General features: G+C 63.1%; 26 protein-coding genes. 9 read left to right on the top strand and 17 right to left on the bottom strand.

The genetic code is table 11. The features are described 5' to 3' along the window. Positions 1-13: 13 nt before the first annotated feature. The 7 genes from AS189_RS12835 to AS189_RS12805 all read right to left on the bottom strand — a co-directional run bounded on the left by AS189_RS12835 (position 14) and on the right by AS189_RS12805 (position 7,692). The gene (locus AS189_RS12835; protein ID WP_062289597.1) at positions 14-1,312 is read right to left on the bottom strand and encodes an NAD(P)/FAD-dependent oxidoreductase; all 1,299 of its coding nucleotides are present in this window, start codon (positions 1,310-1,312) and stop codon (positions 14-16) included. A gap of 3 nt (positions 1,313-1,315) precedes the next feature. Further along, positions 1,316-1,636 carry a 2Fe-2S iron-sulfur cluster-binding protein gene (locus AS189_RS12830; protein ID WP_062289594.1) on the bottom strand — a complete coding sequence of 107 codons (321 nt, stop codon included), beginning with the start codon at positions 1,634-1,636 and terminating at the stop codon, positions 1,316-1,318. Between the two features lie 26 nt (positions 1,637-1,662). Further along, positions 1,663-2,418 (bottom strand): SDR family NAD(P)-dependent oxidoreductase, encoded by a 756-nt coding sequence (locus tag AS189_RS12825; RefSeq protein WP_062289591.1) that lies wholly within the window; start codon positions 2,416-2,418, stop codon positions 1,663-1,665. A gap of 24 nt (positions 2,419-2,442) precedes the next feature. After that, positions 2,443-4,320, bottom strand: coding sequence for a PEP-utilizing enzyme (locus AS189_RS12820; RefSeq protein WP_062289588.1), 1,878 nt, complete (start codon positions 4,318-4,320; stop codon positions 2,443-2,445). Positions 4,321-4,409: 89 nt separating this feature from the next. Next, positions 4,410-5,483: a PEP/pyruvate-binding domain-containing protein gene (locus tag AS189_RS12815; RefSeq protein ID WP_062289585.1), complete on the bottom strand. Its 1,074-nt coding sequence runs from the start codon at positions 5,481-5,483 to the stop codon at positions 4,410-4,412. 4 nt (positions 5,484-5,487) lie between these two features. After that, positions 5,488-6,765, bottom strand: coding sequence for a cytochrome P450 (locus AS189_RS12810; protein WP_062289581.1), 1,278 nt, complete (start codon positions 6,763-6,765; stop codon positions 5,488-5,490). Between the two features lie 141 nt (positions 6,766-6,906). Then, on the bottom strand, positions 6,907-7,692 hold the full coding sequence (locus AS189_RS12805; RefSeq protein ID WP_062293622.1) for an IclR family transcriptional regulator: 786 nt from the start codon (positions 7,690-7,692) through the stop codon (positions 6,907-6,909). A 181-nt stretch (positions 7,693-7,873) separates the two neighbouring features. Here AS189_RS12805 and AS189_RS12800 point away from each other — a divergent pair, with 181 nt between their 5' ends. Then, positions 7,874-8,620 carry an IclR family transcriptional regulator gene (locus AS189_RS12800; RefSeq protein WP_062293619.1) on the top strand — a complete coding sequence of 249 codons (747 nt, stop codon included), beginning with the start codon at positions 7,874-7,876 and terminating at the stop codon, positions 8,618-8,620. A gap of 187 nt (positions 8,621-8,807) precedes the next feature. After that, positions 8,808-10,004 carry a 4-hydroxybenzoate 3-monooxygenase gene (locus tag AS189_RS12795; RefSeq protein WP_062289579.1) on the top strand — a complete coding sequence of 399 codons (1,197 nt, stop codon included), beginning with the start codon at positions 8,808-8,810 and terminating at the stop codon, positions 10,002-10,004. Here the strand turns inward: AS189_RS12795 and AS189_RS12790 are convergent. The 3 genes from AS189_RS12790 to AS189_RS12780 form a co-directional block, all read right to left on the bottom strand. Further along, a complete protein-coding gene (locus tag AS189_RS12790; RefSeq protein ID WP_062289577.1) occupies positions 9,980-10,216 on the bottom strand; it encodes a hypothetical protein in 237 nt (78 codons plus the stop codon). The two genes, AS189_RS12795 and AS189_RS12790, sit on opposite strands and share 25 nt — an antisense overlap. A gap of 349 nt (positions 10,217-10,565) precedes the next feature. Next, a complete protein-coding gene (locus AS189_RS12785; protein WP_062289574.1) occupies positions 10,566-11,399 on the bottom strand; it encodes an SDR family oxidoreductase in 834 nt (277 codons plus the stop codon). Beyond that, positions 11,396-13,096 carry an FAD-binding oxidoreductase gene (locus AS189_RS12780; RefSeq protein WP_062289571.1) on the bottom strand — a complete coding sequence of 567 codons (1,701 nt, stop codon included), beginning with the start codon at positions 13,094-13,096 and terminating at the stop codon, positions 11,396-11,398. The genes AS189_RS12785 and AS189_RS12780 overlap by 4 nt, the downstream gene beginning before the upstream one ends. Positions 13,097-13,113: 17 nt before the next feature. Here AS189_RS12780 and AS189_RS12775 point away from each other — a divergent pair, with 17 nt between their 5' ends. The 4 genes from AS189_RS12775 to AS189_RS12765 all read left to right on the top strand — a co-directional run bounded on the left by AS189_RS12775 (position 13,114) and on the right by AS189_RS12765 (position 15,952). After that, entirely contained in the window at positions 13,114-13,779 is a 666-nt protein-coding gene (locus AS189_RS12775; RefSeq protein ID WP_062289568.1) for a TetR/AcrR family transcriptional regulator, read from the top strand. Positions 13,780-13,781: 2 nt separating this feature from the next. Further along, a complete protein-coding gene (locus AS189_RS20515) occupies positions 13,782-14,189 on the top strand; it encodes an FAD-dependent oxidoreductase (RefSeq protein ID WP_202814096.1) in 408 nt (135 codons plus the stop codon). A 3-nt stretch (positions 14,190-14,192) separates the two neighbouring features. Further along, a complete protein-coding gene (locus AS189_RS12770; RefSeq protein ID WP_202814095.1) occupies positions 14,193-15,374 on the top strand; it encodes a glycerol-3-phosphate dehydrogenase/oxidase in 1,182 nt (393 codons plus the stop codon). A 203-nt stretch (positions 15,375-15,577) separates the two neighbouring features. Continuing rightward, positions 15,578-15,952, top strand: a complete 375-nt coding sequence (locus AS189_RS12765; RefSeq protein WP_062289564.1) for a RidA family protein — start codon at positions 15,578-15,580, stop codon at positions 15,950-15,952. A gap of 522 nt (positions 15,953-16,474) precedes the next feature. Here AS189_RS12765 and AS189_RS12755 read toward each other — a convergent pair. The 4 genes from AS189_RS12755 to AS189_RS12740 form a co-directional block, all read right to left on the bottom strand. Then, positions 16,475-17,521 carry a PQQ-dependent sugar dehydrogenase gene (locus AS189_RS12755; protein ID WP_062289561.1) on the bottom strand — a complete coding sequence of 349 codons (1,047 nt, stop codon included), beginning with the start codon at positions 17,519-17,521 and terminating at the stop codon, positions 16,475-16,477. 138 nt (positions 17,522-17,659) lie between these two features. After that, the gene (locus AS189_RS12750) at positions 17,660-18,217 is read right to left on the bottom strand and encodes a cyclophilin-like fold protein (protein WP_062289559.1); all 558 of its coding nucleotides are present in this window, start codon (positions 18,215-18,217) and stop codon (positions 17,660-17,662) included. 54 nt (positions 18,218-18,271) lie between these two features. Next, the gene (locus AS189_RS12745; RefSeq protein ID WP_062289556.1) at positions 18,272-19,312 is read right to left on the bottom strand and encodes an NAD(P)-dependent alcohol dehydrogenase; all 1,041 of its coding nucleotides are present in this window, start codon (positions 19,310-19,312) and stop codon (positions 18,272-18,274) included. Further along, positions 19,216-20,661 (bottom strand): MFS transporter, encoded by a 1,446-nt coding sequence (locus AS189_RS12740; RefSeq protein WP_237759840.1) that lies wholly within the window; start codon positions 20,659-20,661, stop codon positions 19,216-19,218. Before AS189_RS12740 ends, AS189_RS12745 begins: the two co-directional genes overlap by 97 nt. Positions 20,662-20,828: 167 nt before the next feature. On the opposite strand from AS189_RS12740, the gene AS189_RS12735 reads away from it, so the two are divergent. From AS189_RS12735 to AS189_RS12725, 3 genes are all read left to right on the top strand, one after another. Continuing rightward, positions 20,829-21,740 (top strand): helix-turn-helix transcriptional regulator, encoded by a 912-nt coding sequence (locus AS189_RS12735; protein ID WP_062289552.1) that lies wholly within the window; start codon positions 20,829-20,831, stop codon positions 21,738-21,740. Between the two features lie 104 nt (positions 21,741-21,844). Further along, positions 21,845-22,207, top strand: a complete 363-nt coding sequence (locus tag AS189_RS19465) for a DUF1801 domain-containing protein (RefSeq protein ID WP_237759839.1) — start codon at positions 21,845-21,847, stop codon at positions 22,205-22,207. Between the two features lie 247 nt (positions 22,208-22,454). Next, a complete protein-coding gene (locus tag AS189_RS12725) occupies positions 22,455-22,760 on the top strand; it encodes a putative quinol monooxygenase (protein WP_062289551.1) in 306 nt (101 codons plus the stop codon). Positions 22,761-22,790: 30 nt separating this feature from the next. Here AS189_RS12725 and AS189_RS12720 read toward each other — a convergent pair whose 3' ends face one another. From AS189_RS12720 to AS189_RS12710, 3 genes are read right to left on the bottom strand one after another with little or no spacing between them, the layout of a single operon-like run. Then, on the bottom strand, positions 22,791-24,461 hold the full coding sequence (locus AS189_RS12720; protein ID WP_062289548.1) for a dipeptide ABC transporter ATP-binding protein: 1,671 nt from the start codon (positions 24,459-24,461) through the stop codon (positions 22,791-22,793). Continuing rightward, positions 24,458-25,264 (bottom strand): ABC transporter permease, encoded by an 807-nt coding sequence (locus AS189_RS12715; protein WP_062289545.1) that lies wholly within the window; start codon positions 25,262-25,264, stop codon positions 24,458-24,460. The genes AS189_RS12720 and AS189_RS12715 overlap by 4 nt, the downstream gene beginning before the upstream one ends. Next, positions 25,261-26,256: an ABC transporter permease gene (locus tag AS189_RS12710; protein WP_082634282.1), complete on the bottom strand. Its 996-nt coding sequence runs from the start codon at positions 26,254-26,256 to the stop codon at positions 25,261-25,263. Before AS189_RS12710 ends, AS189_RS12715 begins: the two co-directional genes overlap by 4 nt. Between the last annotated feature and the right edge of the window lie 11 nt (positions 26,257-26,267).

The raw sequence follows: 26,267 nt of genomic DNA, 5'->3' as shown, positions 1-26,267 counted from the left end.
AAGAGTGCCAAGGTCAGGGGGTCGTCGTAACGGACTTCAGCGGCACTGTCGCGTCGGAGGCGGCGGCGGCCGGGATGTTCTGCCCCTTGGCCAGGGCATTCTTGACGGCCATGAAGTCCAAGGGGGTGTTGACGCAGTCGGCGGCGATAATGTGGCCAGCACGGTAATACAGCACGGAAAACTTGCCGCGCTCGTCGTCGCGCCGTACCAGGGTCTGGTCGTAGCCCAGCGACAGGCCGGCAATCTGCAGCTTCAGATCGGCCTGGTTGGACCAGAACCACGGAATCCCCGCATAGTCCTCACGCCGCCCCACGAGGGAATATGCGGCAACCTTCGCATGCTCGATCGCGTTGTTCACGCTCTCCAGCCGAATGCGCTCACCGTCGGGGGAGCCAGGCAGCGGGTTGGGCATGTTCGCCACATCGCCCACGGCCACCGTGGTGCCGTCGGACGCTAGGGCGTTCCCGTCGACAAGGATGCCGTTATCCACCGCCAAGCCCATCGCTTCGGCCAGTTCGGTGTTGGGGATGACGCCAATGCCGATGAGCACGATCTGGGCTGGCAGGAGCGTGCCGTCTGCCAGTTCGACGCCGGACACGGCACCTTGGCCGTCATCGAGGAACCGGGTGGCTTGCGTGTTCAGGTGAATGTCCAGGCCGCGTTCGGTGTGGGCCTGCAGGAAGAACTCGGAGGTGTCGGTGCCCACGGCCCGGCCCACCAGGCGCGGCCCGTGTTCGAGCACGGCAACGTTCTTGCCCATCTTGTGCAGGCTCGACGCCGCCTCGAGCCCGATGAAGCCGCCACCAATCACGACGACGTCCCGTGCGGCTGGGGCGATGTCCCTCAGTGCCAGTGCGTCGTCGGCGTTGCGCAAATATACGACGCCGGACAGCTCGCCGCCGTGGACGTCCATGCGCCGCGCCCGGGCACCTACGGTCAGGGCCAGCCGGCGAAACGCGAACGTGGTGCCGGAGCTCGCATGCGCCACCCCGGAGCCGTCGTCGGCCTTGTCCACGGCCGTGATGCGTTCACCCTTGACGAGCGTGACGTTGTGCTCGTCCCAATACGCGTTGGAGCGGAAGATCAGGGATTCGCTCTCAACAGTGCCCTGCAGGAAGTCCTTGGACAGGGCAGGGCGCTGGTAAGGGCGGTGATCCTCGTCGCCCAGTAGCGTGATGTGCTCGTCGAAGCCCAAGGCCCGCAGTGAGATGGCCAGTTGCACGCCGGACTGGCTGGCACCTACGATCAACAGACCCGTCTGCTCCGGTGCGGCGCGTGGCGGCTCCGTAATGGTGGCTGGTGTGGTGGGCATGGGTTAGGCCTGCGTTTCCGGTGTGGTGACATGCAGCTCCTGGCCCTCGCACAGGCGCACTTGGCAGGACAGGCGGGAGGTGTCCTCCCGGTCGACGGCCGTGCCGTACAACATCTCGTCCTCCATGTCCTCCATGGCGGGCAGTGCGGCGAAGTCGTCCTCGCGGACAAAGACGTGGCACGTGGCGCAGGACAGCGACCCGCCACACTCGGCCAAGATGCCGGGCACGCCGTTGCGCACGGCCGTCTCCATGACGGAGTCGCCCGTCGTACCCGCAATCTGGCGGACCGTTCCCTCGGTATCGGTGAAATGAACCGTTGGCATGGTTGCTCCCTTTCGGTGAGGCGAAGTTAGATGAACTGCCGGCCGCCGTCGACGACGAGGGTTTGCCCGGTGATGTAGGAACTGTCAGTGCCGGCCAGGAACAGGGCCGCGCCGACAATGTCTTCGGGCTGGCTGGCCCGTTTAAGCGCGCCCCGGTCAACCCCGTAATTTTCGGCGTTATCCATGAGCCCGTAGCTGGCCTCCGTGAGCGTGAACCCGGGAGCGATGGCGTTGACTGTGATATTTCGGCGGCCAAGCTCCTTGGCCAGGACCCGGGTCATGGCAATGACGCCACCCTTGGAGGCCACGTAATGCATCCACTGCTCCGAGCCGGAGTACACGGTCGCCGAGGAGAGGTTGATGACACGGGCGCCGTCGGCCAGATAGGGGCTCGCCGCCTTCGTCACGAGCCAGGGACCCTTCAAGTTCACGTTCATGACCAGATCCCACTCGTCCATGTCAATGTCCTCGAACGGGCTGCGGGTGACCGTGGCGTAGATGGCGGCATTGTTGATGACGACCTCGATGCTGCCGCCGCCAAACGCCGCCGCTTTCTCGGCGAGGGCCTGCGTGGAGGACAGACTCGTCACATCAGCGGCCACGGCCACGGCGTCGGAGCCGGCGGCCCGCACGAGCTCGGCCGTCTCCTGCGCCCCGGTCAGATTCACATCGGCGGCCACCACCCGGTAGCCGCGGGCGCCAAAGCCGAGCGCGAAGGCCCGGCCCAGGCCGCCGGCCGCCCCCGTGATGAGGGCGGTCCGGGCGGCTGGTGTCGACGGCACGGACGGTGCCGTGACCAGGGGGACTCAGACATGAGCCGGCTCGTCATGGGCGTGGCTGTGGGCGCCGGGGCCCTCGACCGGGGGGTGCTCCAGGATCTCCACGGTGCCCTTCGTGCCGTTCACGCGCAACCACTGGCCGGTCTTGATGGTGGTGGAGGCCGTGCCGGTTCCCGTGACGGCGGGCAGCCCGTATTCGCGGCAGACAATCGCCGCATGGCTCATCATGCCGCCAATGTCGGTCACGGTGGCCTTGATCCGCCCGAAGATGGGACCCCAGCTCGGAGCCGTGATGGTGGCGACCAGAATCTCACCGGGTAGTACCTCAGAGAGCTGATCGGCGTCCTGAATGACGCGGGCCTGCCCGACGACGGTACCGGGGGAAGCCGCCATGCCCTGCAGGCCGCTGCCTTCGGGGGCGTCGCCGGCATTGAGCCACTGCTGAACCTGCTCGGTGGTGATGCCCCACAACATGCGGGTGAACGGTTCGGTGATGGATTCCGGCGGCGTGTTCAGTGCCGGTTGCGGTCGAGCGGTTTTCAGCGCATCAACAATGAGGCGGCGGCGCTCAATTTCCTCCGGCCAGTACACGACGCCGATGGGTGCGGCTGCTCCCACGCCCCAGCTCGTCACCAGATCAAACAGGGCGTCGCGGACCTCGTTGCGGCCCAGGTACAGCAGGTCCTCGGGCTCATTCCAGAACCCCTCGGCATGCATCATGCGGGACAGCTCACGGACCTTGCGCCAGAACACGCCCATGGTCCAGTGCTCAATGTAGAAGTTGTGGTTTTCCACGTACGGGTACGCGGTGGCCGCGAGCTCACGCTTGGCGTCGAACGCGGCCAGGTTCTCGCCGTCGAGCAGTTCGCGGTATTCCTCAACGATGCGGTCCTTCTCCACGATCAGCGCCTCCTTGGGGCGCATGATCTCCTGGCCGTCGTCGAGCCGGCGAATGTAGTCGGCAATGTAGCCCAAGGGGATCTCCTGGTATTCGGACCAGTACTTGTCATGCCCGTAGAAGCCGTTGCCCGAGGTGAAGTTGAACCACGGATCTTTGGCGCCCTCGTACTGGGCGAGCCACTGCTCCCCGCCGGTCGCGGCGGCCAGCGCGGCCAAGGTGGCGTCGGCGTCGTCCGCGTTCACGAATGCCGGCTGAAGACCCAGCTCGACGGCGGTCTTCGCCAGCGCCTTGAGCTCGTCATCGGGACGGAACAGCTCCATGTCCACGCCCTGAACCATGGTGGCGATCGACTGGTCAGGGATGTTGGGGAAGACTGTTTTGGCGAAGTTGAAGAAGTCCAGGTATGCGATGTAGCCAAGGTTCAGGAACTCAAAGTGGTATTGCCAGTTCTGGTAGGCCAGCTGGATGAGCCGGTCGTAGTTCTCCAGCAACACCTCGGAGCCGTCCTTGCCCTTGCCCGAGAGGATGTCCTCCATCGGCACCATGTCGGGCAGCTTCTTGAAGCTCAGGGTCTCCATCTCGGCGATTGTGGCGCGCACTTTCGTGTGCCACTGGACCAGCTTTTCGTCCCAGTTCTGGAAGTAGTGGCCAACCCGCTCCTCGAACAACGGCACGCGGGCCGCGATTTGCTCGTCGGGCACCGGGATGGGGGACATGTAGAGGTAACCGAGGTGTATGCGGAATTCGATGCCGTTGGCGTTGGGGATCATGAGGTGCCGGGCGTTGTACTGCCCCAAACACTTCACGGCGAATTCGCCACCAATGGTCTCGAAGGGCTTGAACACGGTGGGCCAGTGCTGCGAGTCGCAGAACCAGAACTTCGAGTCCTCAGCGTCCTTGAGCTTGTCCTGAAAAACCAGATAGTACGGGTACAGCTTCTCCCAGCCCTCGGCGCCGGCGGGGACCGCCAGCTCGGAGGGCTTCGGGAAGGACTTCATGGACATGACGTGCCTTTCGGGTGGTGGCTCAACACTGAGCCATGTCGGGATGCAATCGGAGAAAGAAAAAATGGCAGGGCCGAAAGGCCTGAGTGCTAGGCGGAGGCGGTAGGGAGGCGGAAGCCCATGGCGGCCGCAAAGCCGCCGCCGATAATCGGGTTTGGCGCCGTGACGGGCTTGGCCGAGTGCACGGTTTCGGGGCGGGACTGCAGCAGCAGGAGGTTCTCGCCGTCGGGCAGGTCGCGGTCTAGAGCCCACTCGATGTCCTGCGGGCACTTGTAGTGCTTTTCGGCCCGCTTGGCCATCTGTGCCACGGCGAGGAGCTCATCGTCGCTGAGGCTGCGCACGGCACGGCGCTCGGCGTCGACCTCGCGTTCGGTGAGGGACGCTGATGCCGCATCCGGGATCAGCTCGGCGTGTTTGGCGCCGATGGTTTCGTGAATGAGTGTCAGCGTGACCTTATCCAGCTGGATGTTGTCAGGTGTCACGAGGCCCGAGACCACCATTTCGCCGACCCCGTAGGAGGCGTCAATGGTGATTTTGGAGCGGTCGCCCGTGGCTGGATCCATGGTCATGGCGACGCCGGAGACCTTCGCGTTGACCATCTTTTGTACCACGACAGCCATGGACAGGCCCTCGTCCGGAATGTTGTTTTTCAACCGGTACAGGATGGCCCGCGCTGTGTAGAGCGATGCCCAGCATTGGCGGATGTGTTCACCCACGGCCTCGAATCCGTTTAGCCAGAGGTACGTGTCCTGCTGGCCTGCGAAGGACGCGTCGGGCAGGTCCTCGGCCGTCGCCGACGAGCGGACGGCAACGGGCACCGGCTGCTCAAAGCGGCCCATGAGTGATTCGTAGGCATGCTTCGTCAGGTCTCGCAGCTCGGCCGGAACGGGCCGCGAGATGATGTCGGCGCGAATCTGAGCGGCGATCCGGTCCACCTCGGCGACGTCCTCCGGGTCCAAGCCTTCAAGCAAGGCGCAGATCTGTTCGGTGATTCCTGCCGCGGTCATGAACGCGTCGAATTCCGCGGTCGTGACCACGAAGCCGGGAGGGACGGGCATGCCGGCGCTTGTCATGGTGACGAGGGATGCACCCTTGCCACCCAGGGTTTCCAGCTTCGGCTCGATCCCGCCGTCGAAGAATTGAATGTACTTATTGCTTTGCATGCTGCTAGGCCTTCCAAGCGACGGGGACGGATTCGGGGACACGGAAGGACAGGTTCTCCCGGAACGTGATGCTTTCGGGCTCGGTCAGGGTCAGCGTGGGGAGCAGCCGGGTGATCTCCTCGAGTGCGATCTTCGCCTGCAGCTTCGCCAGCATGTTGCCGAGGCAGTAGTGGATGCCGAAGCCGAACGAGAGGTGTTCGCGGGCGTTGGGACGGGAAATGTCAAAAGCTTCCCCGTCCTCAAAACGTGCGTCGTCACGGTTGGCGGAGCCCATGAGAAGCAGCACACCAGCGCCGGCCGGGATCGTCACACCGCCGATCGTGGTGTCCTTGAGCGCCTTGCGACGCCAGCCGACAATGGAACCGGAATAGCGCAGGATCTCGTCAATGGCCCCCGGGATCTTCTTCGGTTCAGCCACGAGCTGCTGCCACTGCTCCGGGTGCGCCAATAGCACACGCACACAGTTGGAGATCAGTGTTGTGGTGGTTTCATGTCCGGCAAACAGCAGGCTGTAGAGCACGGAGGCAATCTCGTGGTCGGTGATTTCGGCACCGCCGGCCTGGGCTGCGACGAGGTCGGCCGTGAGGTTGTCGCCGCCGTGCTCATGCGCCGCCTGCACCAGGCGCTGGCATTCCTGCCAGTAGTCCACCAGGTTGTGGGCGTGCGGGATCTGTTCCTCATCGTTGAGGTTGCCCCAGGTCATGGCGGCACGGGAATCTGACCAGCGCTTGTATTTATCAATCTCCGCCGTGTCGGCGCCGATCAACGTCAAGATGGTGATGGTGGGGATGTCGTAGGCCAGATCGGCCACCATGTCACCGGTGCGTTCGGGGCGGCCTAGCATGCTCTCAAGACGCTCTACGACGTTGGCGCGGATGTCGGGCTCCAGCGCCTTGTAGCGACGCGGCGTGAACGCCTTCTGCACGATGGCTCGCATCCGGGTGTGCTCCGGGGGCACCCGGGCCGAGAGACCGGAGTAGGCGGTGAAACCGCCGTCGGTCATGATCTGCTTCGCGGCAGGGCCGCGCTCACGTACGGGTGCCTGGGCGTTTTCGCTGGAGAACGTCCCCCAGTCTTCGAAGACGGCCTTGATGTCGTCATAGCGAGTCGCGACGAAGTAATTGATGCGCTCATCAAACATGACGGGCTGTTCGGCACGGAGCTCGGCATAGGCCGGGAAGGGATCCTTCATGGAAAAGGGTTCGTAGCCGTGGTGCCCGGCAGGCGCCTGGGCTCCGTGCCCGAACGGGCAACCGGGTGCGGTTTCCTTGGTGGAAGACATGTGGACTCCTTGGGATTGTTCCCGGCGACGGGCAACCGCCCTCGCCGAACTCATGCCCTCAGTGTTGCGGGGGTCACAGGTTCCTGTAAAGGAAAAGTTTCCACTCAGTGGAAAGCAATGCGCGGCCCGCCCTGCGGAAAATCAGGCGCGGTGGGCGCCGAGCAGGGACTCCAGAGGAATATGAGCCGTGGCGCGCTCAATGTGGGCGGACACCCCCTTGAGCACAGCGAGGTGCTTGGTCATGCTGGATGCTTGCGTCGACGGTAGAACGAGGCCTATCCCGGCCCCGATCCTGCCGGTATGAAACACCGGGACGGCGATGGAACAGGCGCCGAGGCGGGCCTCCTCCAGGGTTGTGGCGTAGCCTTGCGCCCTGATATTTGTGAGCTCGCTGGCGAGTCGGCGTGGGTTGACGTGGGTGTGGGCCGTGCTTTGCTCAAGCGTCCGGTTCAAATAGGCCGTGCGTACCCACTCCTCTTCGAAGGCCAGAATGACCTTGCCGACGGCCGTCGCATGCATGGGGAGGCGCCCGCCCACTCGTGAGGCACGCGGCACGCGCTTGGTGCCGTAGATGCGCTCAATGTAAAGCACCTCATGTCCCTCGCGGACGGCCAACTGCGCCGTCTCGCCCGTGAGGGAGAACAGGTCCTGGATGAAAGGCCGGGCGGTTTCGCGCAGCTGACGGCCGGCGTTTTGGGCCAACTCCCATAGGCGGATTCCAGGTTGGTACCTGCCGTTTGCGCCGCGGGAGAGTAGTCCCCATTCTGTGAGTTCGCCCACCAGCCTGTGGGCGGTGCTCAACGGCAAGCCTGATTGCTCACAAATGTCGCTCAGCGTCACGGGTCCGCGGGACTTCTCAAACACCTCCAGGATGGCCAACACCTTCGAGGTGACAGTGCGGCCAGGGTCACGGTTGCCGCCAGCCATTGCCGCCTCCGTCTCCGTCAGGAATGCTGTCATCGGGAAGTCGTCCTCCCGGGTGGCTCGATTCTATCCGCACTCGTGGCGACTAAGTGGCCGCAGCCTCCTCTGTCGCCTGCGACAGGGGAGGCTGCGGCTTTGGCTGGATGGAAGCGACTTTGTGCCCGGCACGTGCGAGCATGGCCCCATGGCAAATTCGAAGTCGGGCGATTCATCACTGGACCGGGTGGTGCGTATTCTGGGATGTTTTGATGCTGACGCGACGGCGCTGTCCATCAGTAGCCTGTCGGGACGGGCAAAGATTCCCTTGGCCTCGACGTATCGGTTGGTGACCGCGCTGATCCAGTACGACTTCCTCCGCAAGGACGACTCAGGTGGCTTGCGGTTGGGCCTGGGTCTGTGGGAACTTGCCTCGCGCAGCTCGCCTGCGCTGGATCTGCGCGAGGCTGCCATGCCGTTCATGAAGGACATTCAGGCGGTGGTGGGCCAGCATACCCAACTGGGTTTGCTGCAAGATGACGATGTACTTTTCATTGAGCGGCTCTCCGGTCGGGACTCGGTGGTCAACCAGGCGCGCGTTGCTGGAAGGCTGCCCGTGAATAAAACATCCTCGGGCATGGTGTTGTTGGCCTTCGCGGCCCCCCACGTTCAAGAGGCGTATTTGCGGGCGCATCCCAGTCCCGATCTTCCCAACGGGGCAGGGCCCGGCGACTTCAGACAGGTTCTAGCCCGGGTGCGCAGCCAGGGGTATGCAGCTTTTGATGGACTGTTGGATGAGGGCACCACAGGTGTTGCGGTTCCCGTGCTGGGCCGGGGCAATATTGCCCTGGCCGCCCTCGGCGTCGTCATTGCCCGGGATGGCACCAACATCCATTCCATCCTGCCCGCCTTGATGACCGGGGCCCGGGGGATAGCGCGTGCCGTGGGTCAATAAGGCGGTCAATAAGGGGGTCAATAATCTGACGTGCGCCGAGATGCCAAACTCGGGGCGCCGAGGCTGAGCTACGGTGATCACCGCACGAGGGGTAAATTCTTATTCAATGAGAACGCTAAGGAGATTCGTGCCTGTAGCTGTCAATGTTGCTTGAAATGAACATTCCCCTCTCACGTCAGGAGACACTATGAGCACTGAGCCGCAGATTGTCAGGACCCAGGTTGGCATTGTGGGAGGCGGACCTGCGGGTCTCATGCTCTCTCACTTGCTCTCGAGGGCAGGCATCGAGAACATTGTGATTGAAAAGCGCGACCACGAGACCATCTATAAGACCCACCGTGCAGGGATTCTGGAAGCCGGTTCGGTGAGAATGCTGACCGAGACGGGCATTGATGGCCGGGTGCTCACGCACGGTCACCGCCACGATGGGATCGATCTTCGGTTCAAGGGCGTCAGTCATCGGCTGGATTTCCAGGATCTAGTGGGCGAGTCCGTGTGGTTGTACCCGCAAAATGAGGTCTTTTTTGACCTCGCCGCGGCCCGTGCGCGCGACGGTGGAGACGTCCGCTACTCCGTCACCGAGAGCGAGGTGTTGGACCTGGAAACGGCTGTGCCCAAGATCCGGTTCACCGATGCCACTGGGCAGCGCTTCGAGGTCCACGCCGATTTCATCGCCGGAACTGACGGGTCCCAAGGCATCTGCAAAAGGGCCATCCCCGCGCAGGAGCGTAGCGACCACTTCATCGCCTACCCGTTTGCGTGGTTCGGCATTTTGACGGAGGCACCGCCGAGCGCGCCGGAGCTGATTTACGCGCACTCCGAGCATGGCTTTGCGCTGATCAGTCAGCGCAGTGGCAACGTCCAGCGCATGTACTTCCAGTGCGACCCGGCCGAGGATGCCAGTACCTGGAGTGATGAGCGGATTTGGGCCGAGCTGCAACGGCGCGTGGACGGACCCGACGGTTTCACACTCAAGCGGGGGCCGATCTTTGAAAAAATGGTGTTGCCTTTCCGTTCCTACGTCTGTGAACCGCTGCGCTTCGGCAATCTCTTCCTTGCCGGCGACGCCGGCCATACCGTCCCACCCACCGGGGCGAAGGGACTGAACCTGGCCTTGGCCGATGTGAAGGTACTGTTCGAGGCGCTCGAGTCGTTCTACGGCACAGGCTCCAGCGAGCTCGTGGACGGCTACAGTGATACGGCGCTCGAACGGGTTTGGAAAGCGCAGAACTTCTCTTACTGGATGACTACGATGCTGCACAGTCGTGAGGATCAGAGCACCTTTGAACGTCAGCGGATCTTGGGTGAGCTCGAGGGTGTAGTGAACTCCCGGTACGGGCAGCAGTACCTGGCCGAGGCCTATACCGGGTGGCCGCACCGCTGAGTCACCCGCCAGGCCAGGTCTCTCGGGGCACGGAAAGCCCGGAATAACCCGCCGGTTGAGCTTGTGTGGTTGTTGGTCCTGATGCCGCTGGCGCGCAGCTTGCCGACGGCATCGGGGAATGCAGCCAGGGTAATGAGGGCATTCGTGGTGCCGGGCATGGAACCCTTAATGACAGTCGACTCGAGGCGACCCACGCCCAACTGAACCAGCACCGGTCTCAACCATAGATGGATGCAACCGGCACATGAGAAACTCACCAAATTGAACGACAATTATCACCCCTTCAGTACCATCCAGTGTTGGCGGGCTCTCGCAGTATGAAGTGTTGGCTGACGATACCTCCGTCAACGTCAGAGCGGGACTCAGCGCTCCGCTGGAAAACTTCTACCCACAGGTGGCAGCCGCACAGCCGTAAATCCCGGCCTAGACAAGTACTGGGGCAGCGCAGCACGCGCGGCCCCAGTACTGCGTTAACCCAGCTCTGGTGGACACCATTGGCCGTAATGATTTGGGTAGGGTCAGGATGCGCAGAGATTTCCTCTGGGTGCCGTGCTCCGCTTTCTACTTGCGCCCGGTGAAGTGCTCCATGGATTTGTAGACACCGAACACCCGCCCAGCCACCACATCCCAGGCGGCAATGGGCAGAATCCCGCGCAGGGCGGAGCTCAGTTTCACGGTCCACGGCATCATCAGTATGGGTGTGCCTTCCTTCATTGCCCGCCACACCCGCTCCGTCACCACGGCGGGTTCCATCAGCGGGGTCAGCAGCGGTCCGCGTGCCCCTTCAAACATGCCGGTCTTGATATAGCTGGGGCAGAACGTTGTCACCTTGACGTGGTCGTGGCCCGCCTGCACCAGTTCCAGCCGCAAGGAGTCGCTCCAGCCAATGACGGCCCATTTGGAGGAGGAGTAAACGCTCATGCGCGGGTTGGCCAGCAGTCCGGCAGCCGAGGCCACGTTCACGATCCGGGACGTCCTGCCGCCCTCGATCATGGCCGGCAGGAATTCCCGGGTGATGTGCATCAGCGCCAGCGTATTGATGGCCATGGTAGCGGCAATGTCACTTCGCTGGTCGTGCTCCCAAAAGTACTTGCCGCGCACAATTCCGGCGTTGTTGATGAGAATATCGGGGGTGCCAACCTCGTGGCGCACCTTTTCCGCCGCAGCCTCGATGTCCTCCAGCTTGCTGACATCCACTACATAACTGTGGATCGCCGAGCCGCGGCCGCTCAGTTCGGTGACCGCCGCCGCCAGCTGCTCTTCATTGACGTCCCATAGGACAACGTGGGCGGCATGGTCGGCAACCGCTAGCTGTGCGTACATTCTGCCCATTCCCATGGCGGCTCCGGTGATGAGGACGGTTGCATTGCTCAGGGATTCGATGGTGCGATTCATGATTGCTCCTTGACGTTGGGTGTGCTGGGCTGCGGAAGTGTGGAGGGGATGAGCTTGCCCGGGTTCATGATGCCTTCGGGATCGAGGGTGTCCTTGATGCCGACCAGTACCTTGATGCCTAGGCTGCCGATTTCTGCGCCCAGGTATGGGGCGTGGTCCATTCCCACGGCGTGGTGGTGGGTGATCGTGGCGCAGGCCGCGACGATCGCCTGAGAAGCGGCCGCCTTGACCCGGGCATTTTGCGCCAAGCCGTCCTCCTCCAGCCCGGATAGAAAAGTGAAATACAGCGAGGCCCCGTCGGAATATACATGGGAGATGTGCGTCTGGACGTAGGCCCCCGCGCCCCGTTCCTCTAGTGCGTCGAGGATGGCTTGCCGGACACTGCGGTAGGTCTCAGCAACACGGCCCCACGTAGTGGAGGTCTCCAGGGTTTCCACATAGACGCCGCGGGTCAGCAACTCATCGCGCAGATAGGGGCCGCTGAACCGTCCGTGCTCCCAGGATTTACCGGGCAGCGGCCCGAGGGGGATGCCGCCGGCCCGGCGCAGGATTCTTGCGCTGCGGCGCTTGCGTGCCCGGATCTGGTGGCTGCCGCCCTCCCAGACAAAGAGTGCCAGGGCTGGCGTCTTAAGGCCGCGGGCCGAGAGGTAGTGTGACAGTGCTGCCGTCTTCCATCCGCCGAGTTTGAGGCTCGACGCCGTCTCATCCGTGTCGCTCAACCGGCAGACGTGCGGCATGTCGCCGCGGGCGCCGTCGTTCCTGAGCTGGCGCATGGCGTCGGCCCCGGCAGCAAAGGAGGGGAAGGCCCAAGAACCGTAAACCTTGTCAGCGGGTGCCGGGGATACTTTCAGCGTTGCACTCGTGATGACGCCCAGAGTGCCTTCGCTGCCGACGACGACGTCGAGCAGCTTCGGCCCTGCAGCCGTGCCGGGCGCGGGGGAGCCGGCGGTGAAGGGGCCCTGGGGCGTCTCGAGGTGGGCGCTTTTGACCATCTGGTCCGAGCGGCCATAGCCGGTGGAGGACTGGCCGGAGGAGCGGGTTGCGACGTAGCCGCCCAGCGTCGCCTCCTGGTGGCTCTGTGGAAAATGGCCCAGCGTGAAGCCGTGCGGGGCCAGTGCCGCTTCGATGGCGGGCCCCCTGATACCTGCTTCAAAGGTTGCCGTGCGGGACAGCGGATCAAGGTGCAACAGCCGGTCCATGCGCCGCATGTCAAGGGTGATGACGCCGTCGAACCGTCCACGCAGGGGCTCCACCCCGCCCACCACGGATGTGCCCCCACCAAACGTCACAACGGCCAGTTTCCTTTCGACGCAAAGAGCCAGAATCTTGCCGACTTCTTCGCTGCTGCCAGGGAAGACTACAGCGTCGGGGGCATCGAGCGCGTCGCCGCTGCGGCGCCGCAGGAGGTCCGGCGTACTCTTGCCGCCGGCGTGCAGGATCCGTGCAGTGGAATCCGTTGAGACGTGCTGCGCCCCCGTGATGGCCTGGAGTTCGGCCAGCAACCGGTCCCCAATGTTGACGGGTCCTACCCGGACGTCGGCTAGGTCAACGGGAGGGTGGTTGGCTGCAACCGTGGTGAGCTTGAGTGTGCGGCGCAAATACTCCAAGGCGCCGGGGGATAGGGGTTTGGCACGTGCTGGGTCGCCCCAGCCGTACCAAACCGAGCGACTAATTTCCTCTGTGAGCTGCGACACCATGAGATACAGTGTTACACATGGAGTCACAACGTACCAGCACGCCGACAGATGAGAAGCTCCTGGCCGCCATCCGGGAATCTGTGGTGCTTCACGGCGTCAGGCGAACCACCGCCAATGACATTGCCGAACGGGCTGGCATGTCCCGAATGACGTTTTATCGCCGCATGGGATCAGTGGAAAATGCTGTGTTGGCGGCCCTGACCCAGGAGTTCCGCAGCTATACCGGGGCTGTGTGGTCGGGCACGCCAGCCGGTTCCGGACGCCAGCAGCTTGTGCACTTCGCCGTGGAAAGTGTGCGGCTTTTTGTCACATCAGAGCTGCTTGCCTCCATTTCCGAACGCGACCCGGAATTCCTGATCCCGTATGTCACGGACAGATTCGGGGCAAGCCAGCAACTCATCCTCGAGCGGTTGCAGGGACTGCTCGACGCCGGCACCGCCGACTGCAGCATGGACCCGGCGGCTGGCACCGCAGTCACGCTGCTGCTCGCGGTCCAGGGGCTCGCTCTGTCCTCTCGGGTGCTCCTGAAGATGGGCGTCTTCGAGGAATCCTTGGCGGAGCTGGCCAAAATGCTGGAACGCTACCTCACGCCGCCGGCCCCCTGCGGTGTTGAACTCGAGGGAGTCACGAAAGCCGCGTCTATGGAAGAAAATCTTCTGACCAACAAGTTTAAAGGGGACTAACCATGGGCGCTGTGGCCACTCCGAATCCGAGCTGGATTAATGACCAGACACGACGGCGTTCGCTGGCACACCTGGGCGGTCATGCCGTCGATGTGGCGGTTGTTGGCGGCGGCATCACCGGGGTGGGGGTGGCCCTGGATGCGGTGAGCCGGGGCCTGAGCGTTGCACTGTTGGAAAGCCATGATCTGGCCTCCGGAACCAGCGGCTACAGCTCCAAGCTCATCCACGGCGGGTTGAGGTATCTGGCCACGATGGATTTCCCCGTTGCCTGGGAATCGGCGGTGGAACGGCGCTGGCTAATGAGCAGGATTGCCCCGCACCTGGTCCACCCGCTGGCATTTGTCATTCCTGACGCCCGCAGTGCACCCGTATGGGAAGGTCTGGTGGCCGGTGCCGGAACGCTCATTTAAGATGTGTTGCGCAGGCTTTCGGGACTGGGCAGCACGGTGCTGCCGCGCCCCCAGCTGCTGTCCCGCCAAGCCGTGGGTGCCCTGGTGCCGGCGCTGGATGGGAAGGAGTTGCGCCGCGGCTATCTTTACTGGGACGGGCAGCTGGCCGACGATGCCCGGCTGGTGCTCGGCGTTGCCCGGACAGCGGCTGGCCTCGGCGCGCATGTTCTCCGGGATGTGAAGGCCACGGCCGTGACAGCGGAGAGCGTGGACGCCGTCGACACCAGGACGGGTGCGCTGGTGCACATCCGGGCTCGCAGCGTGGTGAATGCCACTGGGGTGTGGAGCGCCGATTTCGAGCCGCGGCTGAGAGTAAAACCCAGTCGCGGCACGCACCTGGTGGTTCGGGCCGAGCGGCTGGGTAATCCCCACGCCGCACACACCGTAGCGGTGCCGGGACACTTCGGCCGGTACGTGTTCGTCCTGCCCCAGCCTGGCGGCGTCGTCTACATTGGGCTGACCGATGAGGAGGACCACACCTCCAACGGTCACCATCCCGAGGTGCCGGAGTACGACGTCGGCTTCCTCCTTGGCATCGTCAACACCACCTTGGCCGTGCCGCTGACCCGCGATGACATTGTGGGCACCTTTGCCGGACTACGGCCGCTGGTGGAGGCTGCAAAAGACCATGGCGTCACAGGAGCCGGGGGTACGGCCGATATCTCCCGGCGTCACCTGATCCGTGACGTTCCGGGCACGCCCATTACGGTGGTCGGCGGGAAAATGACCACGTACCGACGCATGGCTCAGGACGCGGTGGACGCCGTCACCTCCCGGCTCGGCATCGAGGTTCCCTGCCGCACCAAGACCCTGCCACTCGTGGGTGCCGGATCTGCGAAGCAGCTGCGCGCCGTGGCAGCCCCGGCTAGGTTGGTGGCGAAATACGGCACCGAAGCCGCCACCGTGCAGGCCCTGGGCCAGCAGTTCCCGCACCTTGCGGAGCCCTTGTTTGATGGGACGGCCATTACGGGCGCGGAATTGCTGTTCGCGGTGCAGGCGGAAGGGGCCGCCAGTGTGGCAGACCTGCTGGAACGCCGCACCCGGTTGGGCTTCGTGCCCGCCGACGCGCGCAAGGCCCAAGGCCCGGCCACGGAAATTCTGGCGTTCGCCGCCACGCTGGCGCCAGGGGACGGAGCGCGTACCTGAGCGCCATGACTGGCGGCAGTGCCCTGCCCCTGGGCAACCCAACGGCAGGCCCCGGGAGCGGGATGCGGCTGATGCACAGCGGATCGGGAGAACTCGCGGAGTTCTGGGAGCAGAATTCCTTTCTGACGGCACTATAGAGTCACTATTATCTGGCATGCATCACCTAAAAAGAGGGCACTTTCATAATGGAACTGAACTAGGTGATGACCGAGGGCGCTCCGGTACCTGTGGGCCCATACTCCCAAGCGTGTGGCGTCCCTAACGGCCTGTTGTTCCTGTCGGGGCAGACGCCCATCGACCCTGAGACCGGCCAACTGGTCAGCGGTGGGATCGAGGTGCAAACTGCTCGTGTCTTCGACAACCTCGGCATCGTTCTCGAGGCAGCCGGTTGCAGCTGGCGTGACGTGGTCAAGGTCAACGTCTACCTCGTCAACATGGATGATTTTGCCGCGATGAACTCCGTGTACGCCAGATACTTTGACTGTCAATATCCTGCGCGGACGACGGTTGCTGTCGCCGGCCTCCCCCTCAAGGCACGTGTGGAGATCGAACTGCAGGCGATGAGCCGCCTGCACTGACCATGCCGGGAATCTGGTCAGAGCGCTCAGGGGTGTGGTCACTACCGATGTCTTTGCTGCTGCAGTGGATCACCCGGTTCGGGTCAGCCGCCGCGATGGCGAGGCGCTTGTGCTGACGTCGGAAAGCGCAGATCAGGCGTGTGCCGCGCTGTTGGAGCTTGCGTTTCAGCTGGTCGCCGTGTCGACGAGTACGGATGGAAGTCTTGCATCTCCCGTGAGCGACCGCTTCCCTTGGATGCTTGCTCTGAGCCCACTTGCTCTGAGCCCACTTGACCGGGAAGCCCGCGCGAATTCGAGCGTCGGTCCGCATCTGTTCTGGTGAAAGGTTGCTGGAAAGATCTGAAAGCTACTCCCAGGAATCAGTTGACCGATGAACGATGGCAGACCAAACCAACGATTAGAGGTGACGCGCCATCTGGTTCAAGTCCCACTTCGGGCCCCGAAACTCGAAAACCTCCTGTTTGCAGGGAATTCCGGGAAGGTCCTTGGATTCACTTCTTATGGGCCCGCACACATTCAGGATCATTCCGGGATGACAGCCAATATCCGGTCATCCTCTGCGCCTGGCGTGCCACGACCGTCGGTGTTATTGGTAAGGACCCACAACGCCCCGTTCGGAGCAACGGTGACATCTCGGAGCCGGCCGAACTCCCCGCCGAAATAATCGGTGGAGGTGGTGGGGTCTGCGACCGGAACCGCGCGCAGCACTTCGCCGCGCAGGTTGGCGATGTACAGCATGCCGTCACGTTGGGTCATACCGCTGGGGCTGGCCCTATCAGGTGCCCATTGCTGGACCGGGTTGGTGAAGCCGCCCGCCGTAGCGATTCCCTCCACTGTTGGCCAGCCGTAGTTGGCTCCTGCGGTGATGATGTTCAGCTCGTCCCACGTATTTTGCCCGAACTCCGTGGCGAACATGGTGCCGTCCGCGGCCCAGGCCAGTCCTTGCGGATTGCGGTGCCCATAACTGAAGACGAGGGAACCGGAAAAGGGGTTGTCCTTCGGCACGTCACCGTCGGGCGTCATGCGCAGGATCTTGCCGCCGAGTGAACCGAGGTCCTGCGCGAGGGACCGCTGTCCGGCGTCGCCCGTGGTGGCGTACAGCATGCCATCGGGGCCAAAGGCGAGGCGGCCGCCGTTGTGGTTGCTGGCCGAGGGAATGTCCTCGAGGATGGTTTCGGCTTGCCCTAGGGCCAGCGACCCAGGCTTGCCGGAGATTGCGAATCGTTGGATTCGGTTGCCTCCGGCCGCGGTTGAGTAAGCATAAAGGCGGCCTTGTTCATCGACCGCTATGCCCAACAGTCCGCCTTCACCTGTCCCTTCCACACCCTGGATGGTTCCGACGGCGCGTGTGGAACCGTCGCTGGCAACCTCCAGAATGCGCGAACTGTCGCGTTCGCTGAGCAGCGGGGTGTCATTGAGAAACGCCACCGACCACGGTGCGTCCAGTCCTGTCGAGACGGTTGTAGGGGTGCCCATGCCCGACGCCGGCATCTGGCTTCCCGAGCCCGGCTTGCTGGATGTGGGGTCATGGATTGCGGCGGTGTGGCTGACGGTTGGGCTGTTGTGCACGATGACAGCAGGATGCTGGCAGCGAGACTCAAGCCCAAGAAGGTGGCGGCGGACGAACGAGTGCGGGTCACAAGTAACTCCTGAGGTAGTTGCGCCCCTGACGGCTGCGCACGGTAAGGGCATGGCTCAACAGCGTGTTCACTTCACGATCTCGACACTGATAGCGCCACCTTCGAGTTGGGCCAGCTGTGCGACGGTGGCGTTGTAGGTGCCCAGATGGATGGTTTGATCGGAGTACCCGATCCCGTCGGCGTTGTAATAGAAGCCGAGGTTCCCCCACGGGATGAAGTAAATGAGATCTCCGTCTTCGGGGTCGGAGCCGGGGGAACCCTCCGTCGCCAACTCCCGGGGGAGCGCCCCTAGTTTCTCCTTACCGGCGAATTCCTCCACCGGGATGGTCAGCGGGAGCAACGAAAGGAAGTCCCTAGCGGTGGGATTGTCGGGGGCAATGCTGACATCAACAGCGGTTTCCCCGGAGGTGAAGCGGACAAGCACCTTCTCTGCCGGGGAAACTGTTGCTCCTGTTGCCGTTGTTGCCGGATCTGATGCGGCGTTGCTGCTGACCCCTTGGCCCTGGTTTAGCTGAGTTCCGGTTCCGCTCGCTGTGCCGGTAGGTCCTGATTCAGTGGCTGATGTGCAGCCGGCCAAGGCCAACAGTGCTGCCAAAGACCCGATGGTGAGGAAGCGTCGCCGCATGGGGTTACCTTTCTGAGGCCGGAACCCCGGGGCTGGCGGGGTCGGCTTAGCTAGTTACAGTGTGGCTGTGTCTATGACAAAGCGGTAGCGGACATCGGAGGCCAAGACGCGTTCGTAAGCATCATTGATCTGCTCAGCGGAGATGACCTCGATTTCGGCGCCCAGTCCGTGTTCGGCACAGAAGTCGAGCATTTCCTGTGTTTCGCGGATGCCGCCAATGGTGGAGCCGGCAAAGGCACGGCGTGCCGGGATCAATGTGAATGCCTGAACGGGCAGTGCCTCCGGGGGTGCTCCCACCAAGACCAGCGTGCCGTTAACTGCGAGCAATCGCAGATAAGCGTTGATGTCGACTTCAGCGCTGATGGTGCTGACGATCAAATCGAAGCTGCCAGCTAATTCGGTGAACGTCTCCGGGTCGCTCGTTGCATAGTAACGATGTGCACCAAACTTAAGTCCGTCGTCGCGCTTGCTCAAGGTTTGAGACAGTACGGTGACGTCGGCACCCATGGCCGCAGCGAGTTTCACACCCATGTGGCCCAGACCGCCCATGCCGACGATCGCGACCTTCTTGCCCGGGCCCGCGTCCCAATGGCGCAGCGGCGAGTAGGTGGTGATGCCGGCGCAGAGCAGAGGGGCAGCGACGTCGAGAGCGAGCCTGTCGGGGATGGTGACGACGAAGTTTTCGGTGACCACCACGTGAGTGGCATATCCGCCTTGAGTGATGGTTCCGTCGCGATCAACGGCGCCATATGTTCCGGTATTTCCTTTGAGGCAATACTGCTCTTCGCCAGCCTGGCAATGGGTGCATTCGCCACAGGAGTTGACCATGCAGCCGACTCCCACGCGGTCGCCCACTGCGTGACGGGTGACGGCGGAGCCAATCTCAGTCACGATGCCGGCAATTTCATGGCCGGGTGTTAGAGGGAAGCTTTGCGGGCCCCAGTCGCCGCGGACCGTGTGGATGTCGGAGTGGCAGATTCCGGCAAACTTGATGTCGATCAGGACATCATGCGGGCCCACATCGCGGCGGGTGAGCGTGGTCGGCACGAGTGCCTCAGTGGCGGACGGTGCGGCGTAGGCCTTGACGGTGAGCATGATTCTCCTGGTGTTAATGGACTGGTGTTAATGGGCTGGTGTGGATCGGTGGTCGCGGGTGGATCGTGCAGGACGGGGACAGCGCAGTCCCGCACCGGTGTTAGTGGTGGGCGGGGAATGCTGTACGGCGGGCGGTGAAGACGATAATCAACGCTATCGCGCCCAGGGCCACCATCACGAGTGCCAGGAGCGTTGCGTCGTAGTTGCTGATCAGAATAGCCCCAGCACGCCGGCGCCGAAAATAGCGAGGTTGAACGCCACCCGAGCAAAGAGTTGGCGACGTCAGCGTTCTCGCCACTTGCCTCACTAATGGCCGTTTGCAATTGTGGCGCTGCTCCGCCAAAGGCAACTCCCCACAACACTAGCGCTGTGAGCACAGCCATGAGGGAGTGGGATCCTGCGAAGAAGATCACGCCGGCCGTGAGGAACAGGGCCAGGCTAGCCAGCACCAGGGGTCTGGGTGCGCGGTCAATGAGGACACCGGTCAGGGCGATGCCGATCAGGGCGGAGACGCCGAACACCACCAGCGCCACATCAACGCTCAAGGGAATGTTTGCCGAGCGCAGATAAGAAGCGATGTAGGTGTAGGCGGTGTTGTGTGCCAGCATCCACGCGAAAATGACCACAAGGATCACGCTGACACCCGGGATGGCAAAAACGCGCACCATGGGGATCTGGGATTCGGCCCGCTGTCCCGACGCGTCTGGGACAAATAGTAGGGCCAGCAGGGCCGTGAGAGTGGTCAACACCGACAGGACCGCAAACGACCAACGCCAATCGAACGTGGTCCCCAACCATGACCCGAACGGCGTTCCCAGCGCCAATCCCAGCGGGGTGCCAAGGGAAGCGATGGCCAGAGCTCGGCCTGCCAGCTCCGGTGCGGTGATGCGGCGGGCGTACCCGGCAAGCATGCCCCACAGCAGGCCCGAGAATGCCCCGGCCAGGAAGCGGACAGCCAAGGTCAACAAAATGTCGGCAGAGAAGGCCGCAATGGTGTTGGCGAGCAGAAATCCCAGGATGCCCACAAGGAAGACGGGTTTGCGCCGCATGCCGCGGGTCAATGCGATAGCGGGGACCGTCAGAATGACTGTGCCGAGGGCGTAGGCGCTGACCAGCTGACCTGCGGTCCCTTCTGCAACATTTAGGCCGCCCGCGATTTGCGGCAGCAGCCCGGCCGGCATCGTCTCGGTGGAGATCAGGATGAATCCCATCAACGCCATAACCAACAAGGCTGGCAACGGCAGACGGTGCCCCACCGCGACCTCTGGAATCTCCTGCTTGGGTAGCTCGGTTGGGAGCACCGGCACGGTGCTGCTGCCCTTGCTACTTGGCGTAGTTTTTGAAGTCAAGGTGCTCAGACTCTTCCTTGTGGCTGGGGCAATTGAGGGGTGGTGAGACAGCGTTGCTGACTGCTGTGAGTCAAGTAAACACTGGTTGAAGGGCTCTAGGGAGTCCCGGTTGGTAGGGGCACTGGCAGGGACTCCCTCAAGGGGCGGACCGTAGATAGGGTGGGGATATGAACAATCGAGCAGAAGTGCGTGAGTTCCTTTCCTCACGCCGCGCCAAGGTCAGCCCGGAGCAGGTGGGGCTCCCCGCTGGCACCAACCGGCGGGTCGCGGGTCTGCGACGCAGTGAAGTGGCCACCATGGCCGGAGTGAGCATCGAGTATTACACCCGCATGGAACGTGGCGCCATCAGCGGCGCGTCACCGGAAGTCCTCGATAGCCTCGCCAAGGCGCTGTGCCTTGACGACGCCGAACGCGCGCACCTGTTCGATCTCGCCCATGCGGCCAGTCCTGTGGCCAGGCCGCCGCGGCGCCGCAACTCCAAAACCTGGGCGGGGCACCAAAGTCTGCAGTGGACGCTGGACGCAGTCACTGCCGGCCCAGCGTTCGTTCGCAACGGACGCATGGACATCTTGGCCGCCAACCCGCTGGCCCGGGCGTTCTACAAGGACGTCTATGACATGCCGGGCCAGCCGCCCAACATCGCCCGCTACACCTTCCTGGACGAGCGGGCACAGGACTTTTATCCCGATTGGGAGTTGTTCGCGGAGGTGACGGTCGCCATCTTGCGCACTGAAGCGGCCCGCGACCCGCACAACAAGGACCTTCACGAGCTGATCGGGGAGATCAGTACGCGCTCCGAGGACTTCCGGCGACGGTGGGGCGCACACAACGTTCGCCATCACGGGACCGGATCCAAGACCTTCCACCACCCGATTGTTGGCGAGCTCACCCTGGCCTTCGAGGGCCTAGAGATGGCTGCCGAACCTGGTCTGACACTGACCATTTATGCCGCCGAACCGGGCTCCGCCTCCGAACAGTCGCTGCGCCTGCTCGCCTCGTGGGCGGCTACCGAATATGGTGCCCAGCCCACCGCAGTCCAGAACTCCGCAGTTCCGGCACCGGAATCCACTGACCGCTGATGCCGGCTGGCTCCGGATCGCACGGACGCTTTCAAGGTACCCCAGGACCCCAGGAAAGTGGCAGCCAAGGTGGCTGGCGAGGAGCCAAGGAGTAATATGTCGCCATGACCAGCACGGAGCATGGCAAGAACGCTGCCACACCTTCAGGCGTGCCCAGCGCTACGTCAACCCATGGCAACTTCGAGCTGCACGTGGCCATGACCGGCAGGGCAAGCCCCGCGAAAGCGGCGGTTGGCGACAAGCCGGTGTTCGCGTATATCGCCAGTCTTCCGCAACCTCAGCGAGGTATTGCCGAGGCTGTGGATGCACTGGCGGCCAAGACTCTGCCGGGCCTGGAGCGCTCCGTTAAGTGGGGCATGGCGTACTACGGTGTAGGTGAGGGCTGGTGTTTCAGTAGCGGTGCCTTCGTGGACCACGTTAAGCTCATGTTTGTGAACGGAGCAGCGCTCCAGCCTGTCCTCCGGTGACGCCAGTGGGCATGGGCAAGGCGACGCGCGGCGTAGAGATTGAGTCTCTGGCCGCCATGGACCAATCCCAGATTGCCACGTGGATGCAGCAAGCCACCTCCGTGCCCGGCGTGGGTGGTAAGCGGCGTTGACCACGCCTTCGCTGATGGCCACCGATGCACCTCATCGATTCGGCTCGTGCAACCGGTTGCCAGCCACTATGGTTGGTCTGACAAGTCCACATGATTCAAGAGCTAGGTTGGCTGATATGGCAGAGACATTTTTTCAGGTTGTTGTCCGTTACACCGTGAAATCCGGGGAGGTTAATACTGTGCTGGCGTTGCTCGGCGAGATGGCTGCTGCCACCCGCCAGGAGGCCGCGAACGTGTCTTACGATTTCTTCCAAGGCACCGAGGACCCCGAGAACATCGTCATCCTGGAACGCTACACTGACGCCGCAGGATTTGCCGCCCACCGCGAATATGAACATATTGAGCGGATTGGCGCATCGCAGATCATTCCGCGCTTGGCCAGCCGGTCCATCCAGACCTTTGCGAACGCCACCGATTCTTAGTCAGGGCCTTAGCAGGCTTACCCCGGGTACCTAGCCGAGCTGCTCCATGGAGCTCAATGACGGGGGAGCGGCCGCCAGAAGGGATCGCGTGTACTCATGCGCCGGCGCCGTGAAGACCGATTCGGTAGCCCCGGACTCAACCACTTCCCCTGTGCGCATGACCAACACGTGATCGCTCATGTGTCGGATGACCGCAAGGTCGTGGGAGATGAGTAGGTAGCTCAGGCCAAGGCGCTGCTGCAGCTCATCCAGCAGGTCAAGGACCTGGGCCTGGACGGAGACATCCAGCGCCGAGACCGGTTCGTCGCAGATCAACACCTTCGGCTTCGCTGCCAGCGCACGGGCGATGGCGAGGCGTTGCCGTTGCCCGCCCGAAAGCGTGGTGGGACGGCGTTGTGCCAGGTCCGGCGCCAAGCCGACCAGCCCGAGTAACTCAAGGATTTGCTGCTTGAAGGCGCGGGGGTTGCGCGTGGCACCAAAGCTCAGGGCGTCAGCCAAAATCGCCTCGGCACTCAGACGGGGATCAAACGATGACAGCGGATCCTGGTACACGGCTCCCAACGACGAGCGTCGGCTTCGGCGGGCCGATTCGGGCACCTGACTCCACGGGCCACCGAGCAGTTCCACCGTTCCGGCGTCGGGCCGCAGCAGCCCCAGTGCCATACGGGCAGTGGTTGTCTTTCCAGAACCAGATTCGCCCACCACGCCTAGAGTTTGGCCTGGTAACAGATCGAAATTGACGTTGTGCACGGCTCGGAAATCTTCCGTTTTGGAGAGCGGAAAGTTCTTGGCCAGCCCCCGTGCGCTCAAAACTGGAAGCACGACGCCGTCTTCCCCACCCTTGTTCGCCGTCGCCTGCTCGGGTTGCAGCGGAGCCGGTGTTGGATGGGTGCTCGCGGGGGAGAGCTTGGCAAAACGGGGTTTACCAGCGGGGGCAGCCGCCAACAATGCGCGGGTATAGGGGTGTTGGGGACTGTTGATAATTTGTTCGCGCGGTCCGCTTTCCACGATGCGTCCGGCCGCCATGACGGCAATTGAATCGGCCACACGGGACACCGTGGCAAGGTCATGGCTGATCAACAGCATTGCCGATCCCGCTCGACGCAAATCACCCAACAGCTCCATGACGGAAGCGGCAATCGTTGCATCCAGTGCAGTGGTGGGTTCATCGGCAATGATCAGCAGCGGATCGAGTGCAATGGCTGATGCAATGAGTGCCCGCTGGCGCATCCCGCCAGAGAGTTCACCTGACCGCTGGGAGGCCCGCCGGAGCGGATTATCCAGACCAACAGCCTCCAGCAGTTCAACCACGCGAGCCGCGCGCTGCGAACCGGAACCACTCGAATGCAGGCGCAGGGCATCGTCAATTTCCTTGCCCACGGTCCGCAGCGGATCCAGCGATGTCAGTGCGTCTTGCAGGATGAACCCCACCTCTTTGCCACGCAGTGAGCGCCAGCTTCGCTGTGAGAAGTTCCGGGCGTCCCGGCCCGCAATATCCAGTGCCGTGGCACGCACACGCGAGCCGGGCCCCGCCAGGCCGATAAGAGACCTTGCGGTCACTGATTTACCGGATCCGGATTCGCCCACCAGCGCCAAACATTCGCCCGGGTGCACGGTGAAAGAAATGCCGTTCACCACGCTGTTCCCGCCAAAGGAAACGTCCAAATCTTTCACTCGCAAGAGTGGTGCAGTAGCGCTCATCGGGTTCCTCCAGACTTCATCGATCGAGACAGGACAGTCGCGGCGGCGGCAACCAGCACAATGGCCAGCCCAGGGAAGAACGTCATCCACCACGCCAGCGACAGGTAGGTGCGCCCGGCCGACAACATAGTGCCCCACTCAGGGGCAGGCGGGGGCGAGCCCAGACCCAAGAAGCTCAAGGACGCCGCCCAAAGAATCGCCTGCCCCAGCCCCAGTGTTGCTAAAACTGCCAAGGGAGCAAGAGCGTTAGGCAAGATGTGAACGAGAAGGATCCGTGACCGGCGTCGTCCCAGCACCGTGGCAGCCTCAACCATCGCGGAGCTGCGCAGGGCGATGATCTGCGCACGAATCATCCGGGCGTATCCAGGTGCCGAGGTCAGGCCAACGGCGATGACTGTGGTGGTCACTCCGGGCCCCGCCAAGGCAATGAACACGAGCGCCAGCAGCAGCCCTGGAAGGGCAAAAAGGACCTCGAGGATGCGGCCCACGCCAAAGTCCAACCATCGTCCACCAAAACCCGCAAGGGTGCCCAGTACTAACGCCAGGCCGAGCCCAATCGCCGTAGCCGCAGCGCCAATGAGCAGCGAGGACCGAGCGCCGTGAATGATGCGTGAGTAAATATCGCGCCCCGATTCATCGGTGCCAAGAAGGTGCCCTGGGCCGGGAGCCGAGAACGCAGCGGCAGGATTAATGGCCAGCGGGTCAACGGGCGCCAGTAGATGGGGTGCAATAGCTGCCAGCACAAAAAAGAGCAGAACGGCAGCGGCCAGAAGACGGGGGAGCTTCGCTATGTGGGTGCTCATGATCTGCCAATCCGAGGATCAACCAAGCGTTCGGCAAGATCGGAGAACGCCATGATCAGCACGTAGGCCCCAGCCGAGAACAAGGCCACACCAGTGACGAGGGGGATGTCCCGGGCCGTGACGGCTGAGAGCAGGGATCGGCCCAGGCCGGGACGGGCAAAGATGGATTCAACCACCACCGCGCCAGAGAGCAGTGAACCCAAAGCCCATCCGGAGAGCGCAATGCCGCCCAGTGCGCCGTGCCGCAGGGAATGCCGCAAGAGCACGCCGGTCTCCGATTCTCCGCGGGCCCGGGCAGACAGTGCAAAGGCGGAACGCTGGGCTTCAGCCATGCTGTCTCGCATGACCTGACCCATAAATCCAGCCAGCGGCAGGGCCAAGGTAATGACGGGCAGCACCAGACCTGCCGGGGTATTGGTACTCACCGGCGGAAGCCAGCCCAACATCGTGGAAAATAGCATGATCAGCACGCTGGCCAGCCAAAAGTGTGGCACGGCAGCTGCGATAATCTCCAGTCCCGAGCCCAGTGCCACACCCACGGCCCCGCTGCGTGTGGACAGCACGGCAAGAACCAAGGCCATGGCCCAGGCTACGAGCAGGGCCAGCCCGGCAAGGATCAGCGTGGGCGGAAGCAGCTCGGCAAGAACCTCCACCACGGGGCTCTTCAACGAATAGGAGGTGCCCAAATCGCCCTTGATCAATCGCCACAGCTGCCCAAAGTACTGGACGTACAGCGGTTGGTCCAAGCCATACTGTGCACGCGCTTGCGCCAAGGCCTCGGCCGAAGCCTGCGATCCGGGGCCACCCATGATGGCCTGTGCCGGGTCTCCAGGAATCATCCGGAGTCCAAAGAATATGGCCGTAGCAACGGCCCAGAGCACAAAGATTCCGCCCATGATCTTGCTCAGCAGCCAGCGCACAGCAGACCCCGCACCTTGGGACGTCCCGGCTACGCCGGATGTTCTACTTTGAATCTTGGCGAATTCACTCATCGTGGGCTTTG

The sequence above is a fragment of the Arthrobacter alpinus genome, assembly GCF_001445575.1.
Lineage (GTDB): Bacteria > Actinomycetota > Actinomycetes > Actinomycetales > Micrococcaceae > Specibacter > Specibacter alpinus_C.
The sequence above is the reverse complement of the archived record's forward strand: the minus strand, read 5'-3'. Positions and strand labels throughout refer to the sequence as shown.

What these genes read in the sequence shown, in the direction of transcription:
- AS189_RS20515 (WP_202814096.1), top strand. Translation starts at nt 13,782, where the DNA reads ATGGGCGCTGTGGCCACTCCGAATCCGAGCTGGATTAATGACCAGACA.
- AS189_RS12835 (WP_062289597.1), bottom strand. Translation starts at nt 1,312, where the DNA reads ATGCCCACCACACCAGCCACCATTACGGAGCCGCCACGCGCCGCACCG.
- AS189_RS12795 (WP_062289579.1), top strand. Translation starts at nt 8,808, where the DNA reads ATGAGCACTGAGCCGCAGATTGTCAGGACCCAGGTTGGCATTGTGGGA.
- AS189_RS12830 (WP_062289594.1), bottom strand. Translation starts at nt 1,636, where the DNA reads ATGCCAACGGTTCATTTCACCGATACCGAGGGAACGGTCCGCCAGATT.
- AS189_RS12810 (WP_062289581.1), bottom strand. Translation starts at nt 6,765, where the DNA reads ATGTCTTCCACCAAGGAAACCGCACCCGGTTGCCCGTTCGGGCACGGA.
- AS189_RS12820 (WP_062289588.1), bottom strand. Translation starts at nt 4,320, where the DNA reads ATGTCCATGAAGTCCTTCCCGAAGCCCTCCGAGCTGGCGGTCCCCGCC.
- AS189_RS12785 (WP_062289574.1), bottom strand. Translation starts at nt 11,399, where the DNA reads ATGAATCGCACCATCGAATCCCTGAGCAATGCAACCGTCCTCATCACC.
- AS189_RS12765 (WP_062289564.1), top strand. Translation starts at nt 15,578, where the DNA reads ATGACCGAGGGCGCTCCGGTACCTGTGGGCCCATACTCCCAAGCGTGT.
- AS189_RS12815 (WP_062289585.1), bottom strand. Translation starts at nt 5,483, where the DNA reads ATGCAAAGCAATAAGTACATTCAATTCTTCGACGGCGGGATCGAGCCG.
- AS189_RS12720 (WP_062289548.1), bottom strand. Translation starts at nt 24,461, where the DNA reads ATGAGCGCTACTGCACCACTCTTGCGAGTGAAAGATTTGGACGTTTCC.
- AS189_RS12750 (WP_062289559.1), bottom strand. Translation starts at nt 18,217, where the DNA reads ATGCGGCGACGCTTCCTCACCATCGGGTCTTTGGCAGCACTGTTGGCC.
- AS189_RS12800 (WP_062293619.1), top strand. Translation starts at nt 7,874, where the DNA reads ATGGCAAATTCGAAGTCGGGCGATTCATCACTGGACCGGGTGGTGCGT.
- AS189_RS19465 (WP_237759839.1), top strand. Translation starts at nt 21,845, where the DNA reads ATGACCAGCACGGAGCATGGCAAGAACGCTGCCACACCTTCAGGCGTG.
- AS189_RS12735 (WP_062289552.1), top strand. Translation starts at nt 20,829, where the DNA reads ATGAACAATCGAGCAGAAGTGCGTGAGTTCCTTTCCTCACGCCGCGCC.
- AS189_RS12715 (WP_062289545.1), bottom strand. Translation starts at nt 25,264, where the DNA reads ATGAGCACCCACATAGCGAAGCTCCCCCGTCTTCTGGCCGCTGCCGTT.
- AS189_RS12745 (WP_062289556.1), bottom strand. Translation starts at nt 19,312, where the DNA reads ATGCTCACCGTCAAGGCCTACGCCGCACCGTCCGCCACTGAGGCACTC.
- AS189_RS12805 (WP_062293622.1), bottom strand. Translation starts at nt 7,692, where the DNA reads ATGGCTGGCGGCAACCGTGACCCTGGCCGCACTGTCACCTCGAAGGTG.
- AS189_RS12710 (WP_082634282.1), bottom strand. Translation starts at nt 26,256, where the DNA reads ATGAGTGAATTCGCCAAGATTCAAAGTAGAACATCCGGCGTAGCCGGG.
- AS189_RS12725 (WP_062289551.1), top strand. Translation starts at nt 22,455, where the DNA reads ATGGCAGAGACATTTTTTCAGGTTGTTGTCCGTTACACCGTGAAATCC.
- AS189_RS12780 (WP_062289571.1), bottom strand. Translation starts at nt 13,096, where the DNA reads ATGGTGTCGCAGCTCACAGAGGAAATTAGTCGCTCGGTTTGGTACGGC.
- AS189_RS12775 (WP_062289568.1), top strand. Translation starts at nt 13,114, where the DNA reads ATGGAGTCACAACGTACCAGCACGCCGACAGATGAGAAGCTCCTGGCC.